This window comes from Rhizobium sp. YS-1r (assembly GCF_000757525.1).
GTDB classification, from domain to species: domain Bacteria; phylum Pseudomonadota; class Alphaproteobacteria; order Rhizobiales; family Rhizobiaceae; genus Neorhizobium; species Neorhizobium petrolearium.
In genome coordinates this window covers 22415-38221 of the sequence record NZ_JPYQ01000004.1, presented here as the reverse complement: position 1 = coordinate 38221, position 15807 = coordinate 22415, and the positions used below count along the sequence as shown (strand labels likewise).

Annotated in this window: 14 protein-coding genes; 8 read left to right on the top strand and 6 right to left on the bottom strand. The window is 60.0% G+C overall.

Translation table 11 applies throughout. The annotated features are described in order from the left end of the window. Window positions 1-260: 260 nt before the first annotated feature. From JL39_RS03975 to JL39_RS03965, 3 genes are read right to left on the bottom strand one after another with little or no spacing between them, the layout of a single operon-like run. Window positions 261-2480, bottom strand: coding sequence for a molybdopterin cofactor-binding domain-containing protein (locus JL39_RS03975; RefSeq protein WP_037146504.1), 2220 nt, complete (start codon window positions 2478-2480; stop codon window positions 261-263). A gap of 3 nt (window positions 2481-2483) precedes the next feature. After that, window positions 2484-2936, bottom strand: a complete 453-nt coding sequence (locus tag JL39_RS03970) for a (2Fe-2S)-binding protein (protein WP_037146502.1) — start codon at window positions 2934-2936, stop codon at window positions 2484-2486. Window positions 2937-2953: 17 nt separating this feature from the next. Beyond that, window positions 2954-3313: a c-type cytochrome gene (locus tag JL39_RS03965; protein WP_037146500.1), complete on the bottom strand. Its 360-nt coding sequence runs from the start codon at window positions 3311-3313 to the stop codon at window positions 2954-2956. A 170-nt stretch (window positions 3314-3483) separates the two neighbouring features. Here JL39_RS03965 and JL39_RS03960 point away from each other — a divergent pair, with 170 nt between their 5' ends. Beyond that, the gene (locus JL39_RS03960; RefSeq protein ID WP_037146498.1) at window positions 3484-4458 is read left to right on the top strand and encodes an AraC family transcriptional regulator; all 975 of its coding nucleotides are present in this window, start codon (window positions 3484-3486) and stop codon (window positions 4456-4458) included. A 115-nt stretch (window positions 4459-4573) separates the two neighbouring features. On the opposite strand, the gene JL39_RS31460 is transcribed toward JL39_RS03960, so the two are convergent. After that, the gene (locus JL39_RS31460) at window positions 4574-4834 is read right to left on the bottom strand and encodes a hypothetical protein (protein WP_152601039.1); all 261 of its coding nucleotides are present in this window, start codon (window positions 4832-4834) and stop codon (window positions 4574-4576) included. Between the two features lie 11 nt (window positions 4835-4845). On the opposite strand from JL39_RS31460, the gene JL39_RS03955 reads away from it, so the two are divergent. The 3 genes from JL39_RS03955 to JL39_RS03945 all read left to right on the top strand — a co-directional run bounded on the left by JL39_RS03955 (window position 4846) and on the right by JL39_RS03945 (window position 7788). After that, a complete protein-coding gene (locus JL39_RS03955; RefSeq protein WP_037146497.1) occupies window positions 4846-6384 on the top strand; it encodes a Fic family protein in 1539 nt (512 codons plus the stop codon). Window positions 6385-6997: 613 nt separating this feature from the next. Further along, window positions 6998-7294 (top strand): DUF1778 domain-containing protein, encoded by a 297-nt coding sequence (locus JL39_RS03950; protein ID WP_037146495.1) that lies wholly within the window; start codon window positions 6998-7000, stop codon window positions 7292-7294. After that, window positions 7291-7788 carry a GNAT family N-acetyltransferase gene (locus JL39_RS03945; protein WP_037146493.1) on the top strand — a complete coding sequence of 166 codons (498 nt, stop codon included), beginning with the start codon at window positions 7291-7293 and terminating at the stop codon, window positions 7786-7788. Before JL39_RS03950 ends, JL39_RS03945 begins: the two co-directional genes overlap by 4 nt. A 355-nt stretch (window positions 7789-8143) precedes the next feature. Here JL39_RS03945 and JL39_RS03940 read toward each other — a convergent pair whose 3' ends face one another. Next, window positions 8144-10036, bottom strand: a complete 1893-nt coding sequence (locus JL39_RS03940) for a PhoX family phosphatase (RefSeq protein WP_037146492.1) — start codon at window positions 10034-10036, stop codon at window positions 8144-8146. 495 nt (window positions 10037-10531) lie between these two features. Next, window positions 10532-11188: a TetR/AcrR family transcriptional regulator gene (locus JL39_RS30440; protein ID WP_052182652.1), complete on the bottom strand. Its 657-nt coding sequence runs from the start codon at window positions 11186-11188 to the stop codon at window positions 10532-10534. A 188-nt stretch (window positions 11189-11376) separates the two neighbouring features. On the opposite strand from JL39_RS30440, the gene JL39_RS03930 reads away from it, so the two are divergent. The 4 genes from JL39_RS03930 to JL39_RS03915 are packed head-to-tail and all read left to right on the top strand — an operon-like array spanning window position 11377 to window position 15806. After that, window positions 11377-12954, top strand: coding sequence for an ABC transporter substrate-binding protein (locus JL39_RS03930; RefSeq protein WP_037146490.1), 1578 nt, complete (start codon window positions 11377-11379; stop codon window positions 12952-12954). A 6-nt stretch (window positions 12955-12960) separates the two neighbouring features. Next, on the top strand, window positions 12961-13893 hold the full coding sequence (locus JL39_RS03925; RefSeq protein WP_037146488.1) for an ABC transporter permease: 933 nt from the start codon (window positions 12961-12963) through the stop codon (window positions 13891-13893). Beyond that, a complete protein-coding gene (locus JL39_RS03920) occupies window positions 13890-14762 on the top strand; it encodes an ABC transporter permease (protein WP_200883912.1) in 873 nt (290 codons plus the stop codon). The genes JL39_RS03925 and JL39_RS03920 overlap by 4 nt, the downstream gene beginning before the upstream one ends. A gap of 3 nt (window positions 14763-14765) precedes the next feature. Next, window positions 14766-15806: an ABC transporter ATP-binding protein gene (locus tag JL39_RS03915; protein WP_037146487.1), complete on the top strand. Its 1041-nt coding sequence runs from the start codon at window positions 14766-14768 to the stop codon at window positions 15804-15806. Window position 15807 lies beyond the last annotated feature (1 nt).

Sequence of the window (15807 nt, the reverse complement as noted above, 5' to 3'; positions counted from 1 at the left end):
ATTGTGCCGAAGAGCCCGCTGAACTTTGCACCGGACCTCCAGACAGCTGCTGAGCGTAGGCCATCGCGAACCGTTGCGGTTTGTCCGCACGGACAGATACTCAGGAAGGCGACGGCCTGTTTATCAAAAGCGCAAACGCAGTCGCGAGTGGATGGGCCGATGCGTGCAATCGCGGCAGAGGCCGGCGTGGCGTCGATACCCTTCATCGGCACTTCTTGCGGTGCTCCGACATCATCCAGTGCGAGCAAGCATCTGCGGAGCTAGGCGTTCAGGGCCGCTAGGACCCGGTCGGGCAGGAACGGGTAGTGCCGGAGCCTCGCCCCGCCCGTGAGCCGCGCGACTGCGTTGGCGATTGCCGGCCCCACCGGCGGCAGGCCTACCTGGCCCATGCCTCCAACCGGGCTTCCACTTGTTGGAACCACCGACACCTCGATTTCGGGCGCCTCGGACATACGGATCACTCTATAGGTGTCGAAGTTTCCTTCCTGCACCTCGCCATCGACGATGTTGACCTGCTCGAACAGTGCATGGCCAGTTCCGTTCGTGATCCCGACGATCAACATGCCCTCAATGTGGCGCGGCTGGATCGCGACCCCCGGGTCCACAGCGCACCAAACCTTATGTACCCTGATCACCCCGGTTTCACGATTGAGCGACACTTCCGCAATCTGCGCACAATGAGAGCCAAAGGCATCGGAATAGGCGAGGCCGAGTGCTCGGCCATCGCGCTCCCGATCCCATTCGGCCATCCGGGCGACGGTCTCTATAACGTTGCGCGCCCGTGGCTGGTCCCGCAGCAGCTCCAGCCTGAGTTGCAGGGGATCGGTTCCCCTGGCGGCCGCGATTTCGTCGATAACGCATTCGATACCGAACCGGGTGTAGCCAACCCCGACCGCGAACCAGAAGCCGATGTCCAAGCCGTTATCTTGTCGAATGTACTCGATCCGATGAGCGGGAACGGCGTAGTTGAAATGCGCCCCCTCGGTCACGACGTCGTCGTGACCGCCCGCGTTTGCGAACAATTCGGCGTTGGTTCGAGCGAAGATGGAATCGGCCACAATACGATGCCGCCAGCCGGCGATGTTGCCATCGGCGTCCAGCCCGACCTGAATGTGCTGCGCTTCGAGTGGCCGGAATTTATCATGCCGGATATCGTCCTCGCGGCTCCAGATGACCTTGACCGGGCGTCCCTCCACCTCCTTGGCCAGCGACGCGGCATCGACAATGAAGTCCGCCTCGGCCTTGCGGCCGAAGCCGCCACCGAGCAGGGTCACATTGACCTTGACCTTGTCAGGTGTGGTGCCGATGACCTCCGCGGCAAACCCCTGTGTACCCGTCGGCCCCTGCGTCGGCGCCCAGATCTCCACGGTGTCCCCGGTCACCAGCGCCGTGGCATTCATCGGCTCCATGGTGGCATGGCAGACGAGATCGCTCATGTAGTCGACTTCGATGACAGTCGCCGCATTCGCGATCAGGGCATCTGCGTCACCTTCGGAGAAGGCCTCCACGCCCGTTTGCGAGAGGTCGCCCGCCACGCTGCGATAGTGTTCCAGCAGGCGGGTGCTTGCGTAGTTGCGAACCCGCGACGTCGTGCTCCACGTCACATTGAGAAGGTCCTTTGCCCGCAGCGTCGCCTCGACCGTATCGCCGATGATTCCGACCCCGTAGGAAAGCGGTACAATATGCGTCACGCCCGGCACGGTCCTGGCCGCGGTGTCGTCAATGGCCTCCGGTCGTTCACCCTGGACGGGTGCCCGCAGCACCGCGCCATACAGCATGCCGGGAAGCTGCACATCGATGCCATAGATCGCGGTGCCGTCGACCTTCGCCGGCACGTCGACACGGGGGATGTCACGCCTGCCGATATAGCGCCATTGATCGGCGGGTTTCAGGTCGGCCCCTGTGGCCTGCGGCAAAGGATCGGGAAGTGGACCGGCCGCCGCGATCTCGCCATAGCCGAGCGACCGACCGGATCGTGCATGTACTACGCGGCCTGGTTCCGTCTTGAGCTCGATCGCCGGCACGTTTAGCATTCCGGCTGCACTTGCCAGGATGACCTTTCTGGTCTGCGCGCCGATCAGCCGTAGCAGGTCGTAATAACCACGCGTGGATTCGCTGCCGCCCGTGAGCTGGATACCATAAAAGCCCGGATTGCCGTAGGTTTCCGCGTTGGACGGAGCCTGGACAATGCGGACCCTGTCCCAATCGGCATCCATTTCTTCCGCGATGAGAAGCGGCAGCGTTGTCATGATGCCCTGGCCCATCTCGGAGGCTGGCGACATGATACTGACTATGCCATCGGCCGCGATGGTCACCCAGGCGTTCGGGCGGTAGTCGCCCTCAACGGCTGGCGCCACGGCGGCACCCGATGCATTCCCGGGCAGACCGGCGAATGCAACCGCGACACCGAAGCCGCCCGCCGTGATCAGGAAACTGCGCCGCGAGATCGCGCGGCTGTGAAGCTTGAATGATTGGGTCATGTGTCAGCCCTCCCGTGCAGCGCGCTGAATGGCGCTGATGATCCGCACATAGGTCCCGCAGCGGCAGATGTTGCCATCCATATATTCGATGATCCGCTCACGCGTGGGGTTCGGCTCTGTCTCAAGAAGCGCCGCCGCCTGCATGATCTGTCCGGACTGGCAATAGCCGCATTGCGGCACCTGCTCGGCGATCCAGGCCTTCTGAAGCGGATGGCTGGCATCCGGCGAGAGGCCTTCGATCGTCGTGACCGCCTTGCCGGCGACATCCTCAAGGAAAGTCTGACAGGAACGTGTCGGCTCGCCATCGACGTGGACGGTGCAGGCCCCGCATTGTGCAATCCCGCAACCGAACTTCGTGCCGGTGAGCTTTAGATGTTCCCGGATTACCCAAAGAAGCGGTGTATCAGGTTCGGCTGTGACATCGACCGCGCGCCCGTTGATGGTGAAGGCTGTCATGATTGCTCCAATGAACTTTAATCGGCCGATTGGCCTTCCAGATACTGAATGATCGCCGCTCGCTGGGTTGCATTGGGGATCGCGACAGTCATCCGTGTGCCGCGAACCATGCGGCCCGGCGCCGTGAGAAAGGTGTCGAGGGATTGGCCGTCCCAAGTGATGCCGGAAGACCGCATCGCGTCGGAATAGGCGGCGCCTTCGATGTTGCCGGCAGTCCGGCCGATGACGCCTGACAGGTGCGGACCCAACTTGTTCTGGCCCGCTTCCAGGCTGTGGCAGGTCGCGCAGCGTTGCTGAAACAGGCGCGCTCCATCAGCATCCTGGGCGGCGGCCGGAAAAGGACAGAACAAGCCCGACGATGGCAGAAGGGCTGCCATCAGGGCGCGTCTTTGCCCTTTGCCCCGGTGGTCCCAAAGACCGGATATTTTGCGAAGTATGGTAGAGATCATTGCATCGCCTCCATGGCTAGAGGCACGATAGACAAGCGCGCTGATACGAGCTATTCGTCTCCATCCACAATATCTTTGCGATCGTCCAGGATTACCTCATGGACCCTCTGTCAGACGTGCTTTCGCTCCTGAAACCGCGCAGCTACGTGTCCTCCGGCTTCGATGCGGGCGGCGACTGGTCGATCCAGTTCGGCGATCAGAATGAGCGGATCAAATGTTATGCCGTCGTCTCCGGCGGATGCTGGCTGGCCGTGGAAGATGTTCCCCATGCGGTGCGATTGGAAAGCGGAGACTGCTTCGTGCTGCCGAGCGGCCGTCCATTCCGTCTTGCGAGCGATCTGAGCCTTCGCCCTGTCGAAGCTGGCACGGTCTTTCCGCCGGCCCGGGCCGGCGGTGTCGTCACGGTGAATGGCGGCGGGGATTTCTTTCTTGTCGGCAGCCGCTTTGCCGTCAGTGGGCAACATTCCGGCACATTGCTGCGAACCTTGCCTCCGATCGTGCACATCCACAAAGAGTCGGATCAGGCGGCTCTGCGTTGGTCCGTGGAGCGGATGATGCAGGAACTGCGCGAGCCACAGCCTGGGAGTTTCCTTGTCGCTCAACACCTTGCCCATATGATGCTGGTTCAGGCCCTTCGGCTCCATCTGGCAGACGAGGTGGAAGGCCGTGTCGGCTGGTTCTTTGCCCTCGCGGACAAGCAGATGTCCGCAGCGATCGCCGCCATGCACGCCGATCCTGCCCGTCGCTGGACGCTGCAGGAACTTGCCGAGCGCGCCTGCATGTCCCGATCCGCCTTCGCCATGAAATTCAAGGCAACCGTCGGCGAAACGCCCATGGACTATCTGACCCGCTGGCGGATGCTGCTGGCGGCAGACAGGCTGGCAAATTCGAATGACCCGATCTCAATCATTGCCCTATCGCTGGGTTACGAGTCCGATGCCGCATTCAGCACGGCGTTCAAGCGGAAGATGGGTTGCGCACCGCGACAGTATGGTCGCAATCGAAATCCGGTTCTTGCTTCGTCGGCCGGCGACGGAGCGGCTCGTTCCCAGACAACGGATGGGTATTACTAGTTTCCCTTTTTCGTGGTTCGAATCATATCAAGCGGGCTCGGCCTGGGGGCACAACGCCATGCAGATGATGGCCTAAAGAGCAATCTTGCTGCAATGGGGGCGTGGGGAACTGCGCTCATGGAAAAACACAGGCCGTTTTAAGTTTTTGAGCTGCTTCACGCTGGTTCAAACCAGCGTGGCGCCATCGATCCGCAGCAACGGGAAGGGGGTGATGTAAGATCGAGGAGGTTGGCCAGCCGATTGACCGCAGCGGTGGTGAGAAATCCGACTCTGCGGAATTGAATTTCATGCCGTCCGGTTGGATTCCATCGAATTTCATTGTCCGGAATTTCTTTTCATGACATTTCTTATCCAAGGACAGGATTTCACGGGTCAATATCGAAGTTCATGGCGCATGAGCAAAAGAAGCCATTTTCAGACGCGGTGAGCGTTTTTCACGGGCGCTGGTTGCCCGAGCGAGCGCTCCCTGTCGGCTACGCTGCCCTGATCGATGCTTTCGAACTGCCCGTACCCCTGCCGATCAGCCTTGCCGCCATCGGCCCACGCCACAAGATTTATCAGGCTGACGGGTGGAAGCTTTACACGCCGCGTCACCAACCCGAACCCAATCTCACGGGCCATCTGACCTTCGCGTTGCGTTACGAAGGACTGGATCTGGCCGTGCTCAAGTCCCTGTTTCAGGTGACCGGACCGCAGCCCGTTACCGAGATCGTGCGAGCTGCGCCGACCGGCGCGTATGCGCGGCGTCTCTGGTTTCTCTATGAATGGCTGCTAGACACCAGGCTCGATCTGGATGATGCCGCCCAAGGCTCTTATGCTCCCGTCGTCGATGCCGATCTGCAATGGGCGGTTGATGGGACGACATCGCCGCGCCATCGGCTGAAGAACAACCTGCCGGGAACACCCGCCTGGTGTCCGATGATCTTCCGGACACCCGCCCTGGACGCATTTGTCGCACGTAATCTCGGCGAGGAAGCACGGCGCTTGATTGCAGACGTGCCGGCCGATCTGCTCGCCCGCACCGCCACCTTCCTGCTCCTGAAGGATTCGCGGTCGAGTTTTCAGATCGAGGGCGAAAATCCGCCCCAGGATCGCATCCAGCGCTGGGGGCAGGTGATCGGGGAGGCTGGTCGCCATCCAGTCGACCGGGCCGAACTGGAGCGGTTGCAGCGCATTGTCATCGGCGACGCGCGTTTCGTGCACCTTGGCCTGCGCACTGATGGCGGTTTTGTCGGCGAGCATGATCGCGTGAGCGGCGCGCCAATTCCGGACCACGTCAGCGCCCGCTATGAGGACCTTCCGGATCTGATCGACGGACTGACTGCCTTCGACCGCGGTGCGCGGCAGCTCGATCCGGTTCTCGTGGCCGCCGCGCTCGCCTTCGGCTTCGTCTATATCCATCCGTTCGAGGACGGGAACGGACGCCTGCACCGTTACCTCATCCACCATGTGCTGGCTGAGCGCGGCTTCAATCCGCCAGGGCTGGTGTTTCCCGTCTCGGCCGTCATCCTCGATCGCATCGACGAATACCGGCGCGTGCTGGAGACCTATTCGCGCCGTCTGTTGCCCCATATCCGTTGGCGACCGACCGATCGCGGCAATGTCGAGGTGCTGAACGAGACGGCCGATTTCTATCGCTATTTCGATGCGACGCCCCACGCGGAGTTCCTGTTTGAATGCGTGGCGCGGACAATCGACGTCGATCTGCCCGCAGAGACCGCCTTCCTTAGAGCTTATTATAGCTTTAAGGCCGAGGTCTCGCGGATGATCGACATGCCGGACAGGCTGCTCGACCTCCTGTTCCGCTTTCTGCGCCAGAATGACGGCAAATTGTCGAAGCGGGCGCGGGAACGCGAATTCGCCGCCCTGACGGACGGGGAGGCCATGCGCATTGAGGCCATCTACGCCGATCTTCAACATCCCTGATCAGGATTGTCCCAGCACTGCAAGGCGCCGCGACTCCATTGCCAAGATACTCCCTGGATCAGTTGGGGCATCGAGATCGACCTTCACGGGGTGCGGCTCGGAGCCGCCTTACGCCTCGAGGACGCGCCCAGAACGCTTCGAAGAGGAGCAGGGGTGCTGCCGACTGCGGCCGGCGCACCCTCATTGCAGGCTTGCCTCCTGCCAAGCGAGGTGAAGAATTGGCCCCTCTTGCCTCACCCAAGAATATTAGTGAAGTTGAGGGGGCTGAGATGCCCCCTAATCTTCTCCCAAGGCGATTGCCGATTAGGACGGTGACAAGTATCGCGAACCACTTGCATGATGCGCCGGGTGAACACTGAGGCCACTATTCTCTTGATAGTGGAAATCACTCTTAGGTGGAGAGGTGACGGCCGTTGAAACCTGTCTGGATCTTCCAGTGTTTTTAGGCGCCTAAAAGTTATACGGAAGAGCGGGCGTTGGTTCGATTCCCCAAGAGTCCATGAACGAAATGCGGCGAAATAGCACCGCGCGAAACGCGTAATGACGATATCTTTACGATGCTTGTAAAGATGATGTCGTTACGCTATATAAATGCCTGCAAACAGGAGTTTCCATGCCGACCTCACGCCCGAGTAAAAGTCCAGACGCAAGTGTGCCGCTGAATATGCGCATCAAGCCTGCGACCCGCAACTTGATCGATCGCGCCGCCGAGTTGCTCGGTAAAACGCGCACGGATTTCATGTTGGAAGCTTCCGAGCGCCGTGCCGAGGAAGTGCTGCTCGACCGTATTATCTTCACGGTAAGCCCCGAAATCTTTGCCGAATACCTTGCCCGGCTTGATGCGCCCGCCCCGCTCAATGAGCGTCTAAAACGCACCATGTCGACCAAAGCGCCGTGGGATGAGGCGTGACCCTCAGTGCACCGGCCCCCCTGGCCGATCATCATGAACTGGCCGATTTCAATTCCGGTGTCCCTGAACTGGAGGACTGGCTGCGTCGCCGCGTCCGCGCCAATCAAGCAGGCGGCGCATCGCGTACTTTCGTCGTGTGCGAGGGAATCGGCGTTATCGCCTATTACGCGCTCGCCTCGGGCGCGGTAAAACAGCCGGAAGCACCTGGCCGTTTTCGGCGCAATATGCCGGATCCAATCCCAGTCGCTGTGCTTGGTCGCCTCGCCATTGATCAATCCTATCAGGGGCGTGGTATCGGCAGGGCATTAGTGCGCGACGCGGGCCTGCGCTTGCGTAATGCCGCTGAAGTACTCGGCATCCGCGGCGTGCTGGTCCATGCGATTTCCGATGACGCACGAGCCTTCTACGAGGCCGTCGGCTTCCTGCCTTCTCCGTCCGACCCCATGATGCTGATGGTCGGATTGCACGACCTCAACGACGCGCTGAACAGCTAAACGAAACTCATCAAAAATTTCGGTTGAGTCTACTCCATTTCGTCAATAAGTCACTGAAATTACTGATGTAATTCCGACAAGAAATGAGGTGTCGTGGGTTCGTATGCCAGCAATTGCAGCCAGACGTCGATTGACTGTTCTCAGATTGCGCTCCCATCGTGGCGAAGGGCTCGCGGGCTGAAAAAGGCGTTCCGCGACTACGAGCGGAATGACGAGGAGGCATGGCAGTGAAGATTGACCGCCGGATTTCAATCTCATTGCAAAGCGGCATACGAACTGCGATGTGCGCGACATTGGGAACTAGGAGGGGGCGCTGAAACCGGCGCCCCCAAACCGTTGTCGAGACAATTAACGGCTATCCGACAAGCGCATTGTCGGCGCGCTTGATTGCAACGACCGTCGAGCGTGGCAATTTGCCTTCGCCGTCGGGGAAGGGCGCGTCGGGGTGCTGAATGCCGACGAACACCGTCCGCTTGTCCGCCGACCAGGTCATGCCGGTGACTTCCCCGCCCTTCGGGCCGGTCAGGAAACGTTCGATGCGGCCGGTCGCCGGATCTCCGGCGAGCATCTGGTTGTTGCCCTGGCCGAGGAAGTCGCCTTCATTGGTGTCTTCACCATCCGTCTGGATCCACAAGAGGCCAGTCGAGTCGAACATCATGCCGTCCGGGGAATTGAACATGTTGCCGGAGTTGATGTTGGACGAACCGGCATAGGCGTCCTTGTGGACGTCCGGGTTGCCGGCCATCACGAAGAGGTCCCACTTGAACTTGCCGCCGGCATGATCCTCGTTTTCCGGATACCAGCGCACGATCTGGCCGTATGCGTTCTTCTCGCGCGGGTTCGCACCACCAACCGGCATTTCGTCGCCGCCGGCATTCTTCTTCACGCCACGATTGGTGTTGTTGGTAAGCGCGCAATAGGCTTCGATTGCGACCGGGTTGATGGCGACCCATTCCGGACGGTCCATGGTCGTGGCGCCGACCTTGGAGGCCGCCTGGCGGGTAAAGACGCAGATCTCGTCCATTTTCATACCGGTCGTTTCCGGCGTCAGCGCCAGCCACTCGCCGTTGCCGTCATCGACGAACTTGGCAACGTAGAGCGTGCCTTCGTCGAGCAGCTTGGATGTGTCGCCGCCCGGCACGTAGACGCCGTTTGAGACATATTTGTAGAGGAATTCGCCACGCTCGTCGTCACCCATATAGACGACCACCCGGCCATCGCGAGCGATCACGACGGCGGCGTTCTCATGCTTGATGCGGCCGAGCGCGGTGCGCTTGATCGGCGACGAGGAGACATCCGACGGATCGATTTCCACGACATAGCCGGCGCGGCGCGGCTCGTTCGGGTTCTTCGAGACGTCGAAACGGGGATCGAAGGTCTCGTAGCCATATCGCGTTTCGACCGCGATGCCGTAGCGCTTGAAGTCGTCGGGCATGATAAAGTTCGGATCGGTCGAGCCGAAGTAGCCGTTGAAGTTCTCCTCGCAGGTGAGATAGGTGCCCCACGGCGTCTTGCCGGCGCCACAGTTGTTGAAGGTCCCGAGACAGTCCGTGCCGTTCGGGTCGGCTTCGGTCTTGATGAGATCGGAGCCGGCGGCCGGCCCGGCGATCTTCATGGGCGTCAGATGGGTAATGCGGCGGTTGAACGGGCTGTCGAGCACGATTTCCCAGCCGTTTTCGCGTTCGGCGACTTCCATGACGGTGACGCCCTGCAGGTTCTGCAGGATCTTCACGTCGTCGGCGCTCTTCGGCATGCCCTTTTCATTGTGCGGAAGATTGGTTTCGTTGTTCACATATTCATGGTTGACGGCGATGACCTGATGATCGCCAATCACGAACAGTTCCATGCCGTCGGTGTTTTCGCCAAAGACCTTATCCGAGTTTTCGACGCTGACGCCGTTGACAGGATCGATATCCGGAACGTTGGAAAACAGGGGTTGGCCCCACTTTGCGAGCGGCTTCCAGGTATAGCCTTCAGGGACGTGCACGGTGTTGTCCGTGAAGGCCGGGATCGGCTTGAATGCGAAGCGCGAAGCGGCGTCCTGCGCCTGGGCAGAGGTGGAGGACGCCAGATTGCCGAGCGTTCCCATGACGGCGGCGGCCGAACCGACGGCGAGGATACCGCCGAGGAAGCCGCGGCGCGAAATGGCCGATTCGACAACGCGGTCGAAATCGGTCTCGGCCGGGGGCGGATTCTGTAACTCGTCCCATTCGTCCCAAGACAATTTGCTGGTGTCGATATCAGCCATAGCGGTTCTCCTTTGTTGCATTCGGGACAATTCCAACAAAGCGCTTATCTCTTTAAAAACACACCCTTGTGACACGTGAGGGTCCTCTAGCCTCAAGGTTGAAGCTCTTGACCGGCCGCCTCTCAGCGAAAAACCGAGGAAGGACGTGCGCGACGATCTGGCGAAGGGAACGGGTATTTGAGCCGGCATGGTTTACCCGGCGGCCATATGGACTGACTGATGGCGTCAATCCCAGTCCCTCCAACCTTCGCTCGAGCTTTTGCTAATCCGTTCTCTCGATGAGTTCGGTTTTCCGTTGCCTGGCGGATTCGCTTTCCGATCAGCTCCTTGCTGATTTGATCTAACCTGGCGAGGGTTCGGTTCCCTTCACAAGCGTCGCTCGGCCACAAAACAGCGGGTCAACAGCTCCTTCCCCATCCAGGAAAGAGCGCAGGCGGGGCCAAAGTCGCGCTGAGCCACAGTCTACAGGGATAATCCTAATCCAGCGGAGGGCGGTCAGTTGCTCGCCACCGGTGGATTGGCGGGCGCGGTGTCTCGGTCGTTATGTGGCCGTGCTTCGAAAGCTGGTTCGATCAGCGTGATCGTAAGCGTGATTTGTCGCTCTATGGCGATCGCCTCCTGGGTTTCCGTCAGGCGCCAATAACTCCATGTCGCATTCACCAGCGTATAGATGCTGATCCCGAGATCAAACAACTCGTTCTCGCTCCAAGGGGAACCTAGCCGCTTGAGCAACTGCACGTAATTGGATGCGAACAATTGCGAATGGGCACGAGCGATGCGCAGCAGGTCCTCGTAATAGTAGGAGGCGTCGACGATGGTCCGGTCAAGTCCGATGCCAAGCTGATAGCTCCATGTGTCGCGCAGGAGATCGGCAAGCTGCGTGCGCCAGGCTTTCCTTTCGATCTTCTGCGATCCTGCTTCGAGGAAACTTCGCACCTGCGCCAGCTTTTCCTCGTAGATCTCTGCGATGATCGCTTCCTTGTTGGGGAAGTAGTCGTAGATCGAACCGACCTTGACGCCGGCCCGTTCGGCAACCGCATTGGTGGTGATCGCACGGATGCCCCGGTCACGCATCACATCATGCGCTGCTTCCATGATGGTTGCCTTGATCTTGCGCGACCGCGCCTGAACCGGGCTTCTCTTCTCCGCCACGCCGTCATTTCCCGTTTATATGCCTTCTGGCCTGGCTTCTTTGCATATTTGGCAAGAAATTTGCACTGCAAAAAACATCCTCTTGCGCCGTTCACAAATCCGAGTAAATATTCGGATTAGAGGGGCGTGAGGCTCTATATGATCAGGGGCACCACGGAAAACATTCCCTCATAAAAAAGGGGAATTTCATGCTGAATCGCCGTCAATTCACGCTTGCATCGGCCTCGGCCCTGGGTGCGCTGGCAATGGGCATTTCCCAACCGGCTTTCGCCCAGGCCGAAAAAGTGGCGCGTTTTCGCCTAACCATTGATCCCGAGGGCCTTTATAATGTGCAGAGCATCTCGCTCGTGGTCAGTGAGGTGCTCGGAAACTATCTCCTGGAATCGCTCGTCTACCTGGACGAGAAAGGACAAGCGAAGCCCTGGCTCGCTGAAAGCTGGGAGCCAAGCGCCGACGGCAAGGTCATCACCTTCAAGCTGAAGCCCGGCAAGGTCTTTCATGACGGCACGCCTTTCAACGCAGCGGCCGTAAAATTCCATTTCGACACCGTCATGGACCCGAAGAACGCATCACCGTCGCGGGCAATGATCAATCCTCTTCAGAAGGTTGAGACCTCGGACGACATGACCGTTGTCTTCACCTTCTCCAAGCCATTCGCGCCGTTCATCAATCTGCTCGGCTTGTCCTATTTCGGCTTCAACTCGCCAACGGCCGTCAAGGCAGCTGGTTCAGCCTACCCGCGTCATCCGGTTGGAACCGGTCCATTCAAATTCGGTAACTGGACGCCTGGCACCAGCATTGAGCTCGTCCGGAATGCCGAATTCAAGCAATACCGCCCTGACGCCAAGAATCAGGGACCGGCCTATCTCGATCGCATTGTGCTCAACGTGCTGGCCGAAGAGGGCGTCGTCACCTCCGCGCTGCAGACAGGCGAATTGCAGGCGGCCCTTTTGACGGCGGATGCCGTGCGCCCGCTCGAAGGCGACAAGCAGTTCAACATCATAAACGACCAGAACGCCAAGAACCTGATGTTCATGGAGTTCGACTACAAGAAGCCGCCTTTTGACGACAAAGCTTTCCGCGAGGCCGTGAGCTACGCAATCGATCGAGAGTCCGTGTTGGCCGCCGCGTTCGGCGGTAATGGTAAGATCGCGCTCGGCCCGCTGTCGCGCGGTATTCCGGGTTACGATGACACCGTCGCTCAAAAATACGGCACGCCCTACGACCCGGAAAAGGCCAAGGCACTCCTTGATGCAGCTGGCTGGAAGGTTTCTGGCGACATCCGCGCCAAGGGCAGCATGCAGGCCAAATTCACTGTGCGCAGCTATGCCAGCAGCACGACGGAACGCGCCCTTGCCGTCATCCAGGCAAATCTTGCAGATGTCGGCATCCAGGTCGATGTCGGCACCGCCGACTGGGGCACCTTCTATCCGGGGCTGCTGAAACCGGACTGGGACATGGACCTCAACCGTTGGACCTGGCCCGACCCAAGCGTCATGTCGCAACTGTTCCGCTCGCCGGGCCATCGCCAGCTCCTGCCGGCCAATCCCGCCATCGATCAGGCGCTCGATTCTGCCGATGCAGCGCTCGATCCGGCAAAGCGCTTCCAGTTCGTCAGCGATGGGCAAAAGGCAATCCTCGAGGACCGCTTGATCCTGCCGCTGCTGACCGACTGGCCGATAACGGTGGTCCGCAGTGAGCTCGAAGGCTATCGCCTCGACTTCCTCGGCCGGCTCTACGCTTCCGACCTGAAGATCACGGGGTAATCCGCAATGGCGCAGTACGTTGTCAGACGTCTGCTGCTCCTGGTACCGGTGGTGATCGGTATTTTGCTGATCACCTTCCTCATGAAGGCGCTGATCCCGACGGACGCGGTCACCGCGATGTATCAGGGGCAGTTGTCGGAAAAGGAAGCGGCCCAGGCAATCGCCACACTTCGGGCGAAATATCACCTCGACCTGCCGTGGTACCAGCAGTTCTTCATCTATGTCGGCGACCTCATGCAGGGCGATTTCGGCGAGTCCATCCGATTGCGCAAGCCGGTGATCGACGAGATCGGCTATCGCTATGTCAATACGATCCTGCTGACAGCGCTGTCGCTCGTGATCGCGCTGGTATTGGGATTGACGACGGGCATTCTCGCGGCCGCCCGCCGCAATACGTGGCTTGATGTGACGGCGACGACGGTGGGATTGTTCGGCATATCCATGCCGGCCTTCTTCTTCGGCCTGCTGCTGATCCTCGTCTTCTCGGTCTGGCTCAGGATCCTGCCCGTCGTACCACATGGCTGGATGGCGATCATCCTGCCGGCCTTCGCGCTCGGCATCATCGAGGCGGCTCCGCTCTCTCAAGTGGCGCGCAGCAATATGATCGACGTGATGCGGCGCGATTATATTCTGGCGGCACGAGCGCGCGGGCAAAGCGAGACGGCGCTGATCTTCCGCCATGCACTCCCCAATGCTTTGATCGTCGTGCTGACCGTCGTCGGCTTACAGATCGGCAATCTGCTCGGCGGTGCTTTCATCGTTGAGACGATCTTCTCCTGGCACGGCATCGGCGAACTGGCGGTGAATGCTATCCAATGGCGCGATTTCGCGCTCACCCAAGCGATCATCCTGATCAGCGCTGCCACCTATCTCATTATCAATCTCGTGGCCGACATTATGTATGCCTGGCTCGATCCGCGTGTGGAGCTCGTATCATGAGCACCGTCGTCCTCGAAGAACCGATTGTTGCGATCATACCACGCTGGCGGGTCATGGCTGGCAAATTGCTCCGCAACCGTGCGGCCGTTGTCGGTGGCTCGGTGGTGCTTGCGTTACTGCTGCTCGCCGCCTTTGCTGCTTGGATCGCGCCTTACGATCCATTCAAGATCAATCCCGTTCAACGCCTCAAACCACCAAGCTTTCAACATTGGTTTGGGACAGACGAGGTCGGCCGCGATCTTTTGAGCCGCATCATCTTTGGAACGCGCTATTTCCTCCTCATCTGTCTGATCACGGCATCGATCTCGGCAACCATTGGCACGTTGCTTGGACTTATCGCCGGCGCAGGTTCGGCGCTCACTGACAGCATCATCATGCGGATCATCGATATCCTGTTGGCGTTTCCTTACATTCTACTCGTGCTGGTGGTCGTTGCGATCCTTGGCCCGAGCCTTTGGACCGGCATGGCAGCCGTGGGTATTGCAGGCATTCCCGGCTATGCGCGGCTGGTGCGCAGCTCCGTGCTGACGGTGAAGCGTGAGGATTATGTGACGAGCGCAAGGGCGCTTGGGGCAAGTGACGCGGAAATCCTGTTCGGCACAGTCTTGCCGAATGTCATGTCGCCGCTCATCGTCTATCTCGCCTTCGCCACGCCGCTCTCGGCCCTGATCGCTTCTGCGCTCTCTTTCGCCGGGCTGGGCACCCAGCCGCCGGCACCTGAATGGGGCGCGATGCTCGTCAATTCGCGCACGTATCTGTTCTCCGCCTGGTGGGCGGTGGCAGCCCCCGGCATGGCCCTGTTCATCTCGATCTTCGGCATGAACATTCTGGGCAACGGGCTGCGTGACGTCCTTGATCCGCGGAGCTGAGTTATGACAGCAGGAATCAGATCTCCTCATACATTGCTCGATATCAAGGGGCTGAAGACGCAATTCGGTTCCGGACGCAACCCCGTCAACGCCGTCCAAGGCATCGATCTAAAGATCGGCGCCGGCGAGATCCTTGGCCTCGTCGGAGAATCCGGTTCCGGCAAATCCGTGCTGGCGCTTTCCATCCTCAGGCTCATACAATCTCCGGGCCGTATCATCGGCGGCAGTATTCTGTTCGACGGCAAAGATGTGCTTGCCATGTCCAACCGTGAACTGTCCGGTTGGCGAGGCCGCGACATCGGCATCATCTTTCAGCAGCCGCAAAGTTGTCTCAATCCGGTAAGGCGCATCGGCTGGCAGGTCGCAGAGCCTCTGCGCCAACAGGAGAAATTGAGCCGAAAGGCCGCCTGGGACAAAGCCGTGACGCTCTTGCACTCCGTTGGCATTCCAGCACCAGAGGAAAAAGCACTCGCCTATCCGCATCAGCTTTCCGGCGGTCAGGCGCAGCGTGTGATGATCGCTGTCGCGCTCGCGCTGAGGCCTCGGCTGCTGATCGCCGACGAGCCGACAACGGCACTCGATGTCACCATCCAGGCCCAGATCCTCGAGCTTTTGCGTGACAGCTGTCGTGATTTCGGCACCTCGTTGATGCTCGTCACCCATGACCTCGGCGTCGTCGCTCGCCTCGCCGACCGTGTCGCTGTTATGTATGCCGGCCGCATCGTTGAGGAGGGACCGGTGGCTCCGATGCTTACGGTGCCCAGTCATCCCTATGCCCGCGGCCTGCTTGATGCTGCGCCACGGCTAGGCCAGATGGGCGGCCTGCGGCTAAGAGATATCCCTGGCAGCATACCGGATCTTAGCCAGCCGATGCCGGGTTGCGCCTTTGCCCCCCGCTGCGAGCTCCGCGCAAACCTTGGGCTTTCAGCTTGTCTCGGCGAGCTGCCGCCCTTCATCCCGATCTCCGAACACCATTCTGCCCGCTGCTGGGCTCTGCCCCAGGCGGACGGGATATATTCGACCCCGATGACGATGGGAGCCTGAT

Coding starts and splice junctions, on each gene's coding strand:
- JL39_RS03915 (WP_037146487.1), top strand. CDS start 14,766: ATGACAGCAGGAATCAGATCTCCTCATACATTGCTCGATATCAAGGGG.
- JL39_RS03940 (WP_037146492.1), bottom strand. CDS start 10,036: ATGGCTGATATCGACACCAGCAAATTGTCTTGGGACGAATGGGACGAG.
- JL39_RS03975 (WP_037146504.1), bottom strand. CDS start 2,480: ATGACCCAATCATTCAAGCTTCACAGCCGCGCGATCTCGCGGCGCAGT.
- JL39_RS03960 (WP_037146498.1), top strand. CDS start 3,484: ATGGACCCTCTGTCAGACGTGCTTTCGCTCCTGAAACCGCGCAGCTAC.
- JL39_RS03970 (WP_037146502.1), bottom strand. CDS start 2,936: ATGACAGCCTTCACCATCAACGGGCGCGCGGTCGATGTCACAGCCGAA.
- JL39_RS03955 (WP_037146497.1), top strand. CDS start 4,846: ATGGCGCATGAGCAAAAGAAGCCATTTTCAGACGCGGTGAGCGTTTTT.
- JL39_RS03930 (WP_037146490.1), top strand. CDS start 11,377: ATGCTGAATCGCCGTCAATTCACGCTTGCATCGGCCTCGGCCCTGGGT.
- JL39_RS03920 (WP_200883912.1), top strand. CDS start 13,890: ATGAGCACCGTCGTCCTCGAAGAACCGATTGTTGCGATCATACCACGC.
- JL39_RS03950 (WP_037146495.1), top strand. CDS start 6,998: ATGCCGACCTCACGCCCGAGTAAAAGTCCAGACGCAAGTGTGCCGCTG.
- JL39_RS03925 (WP_037146488.1), top strand. CDS start 12,961: ATGGCGCAGTACGTTGTCAGACGTCTGCTGCTCCTGGTACCGGTGGTG.
- JL39_RS03965 (WP_037146500.1), bottom strand. CDS start 3,313: ATGGCAGCCCTTCTGCCATCGTCGGGCTTGTTCTGTCCTTTTCCGGCC.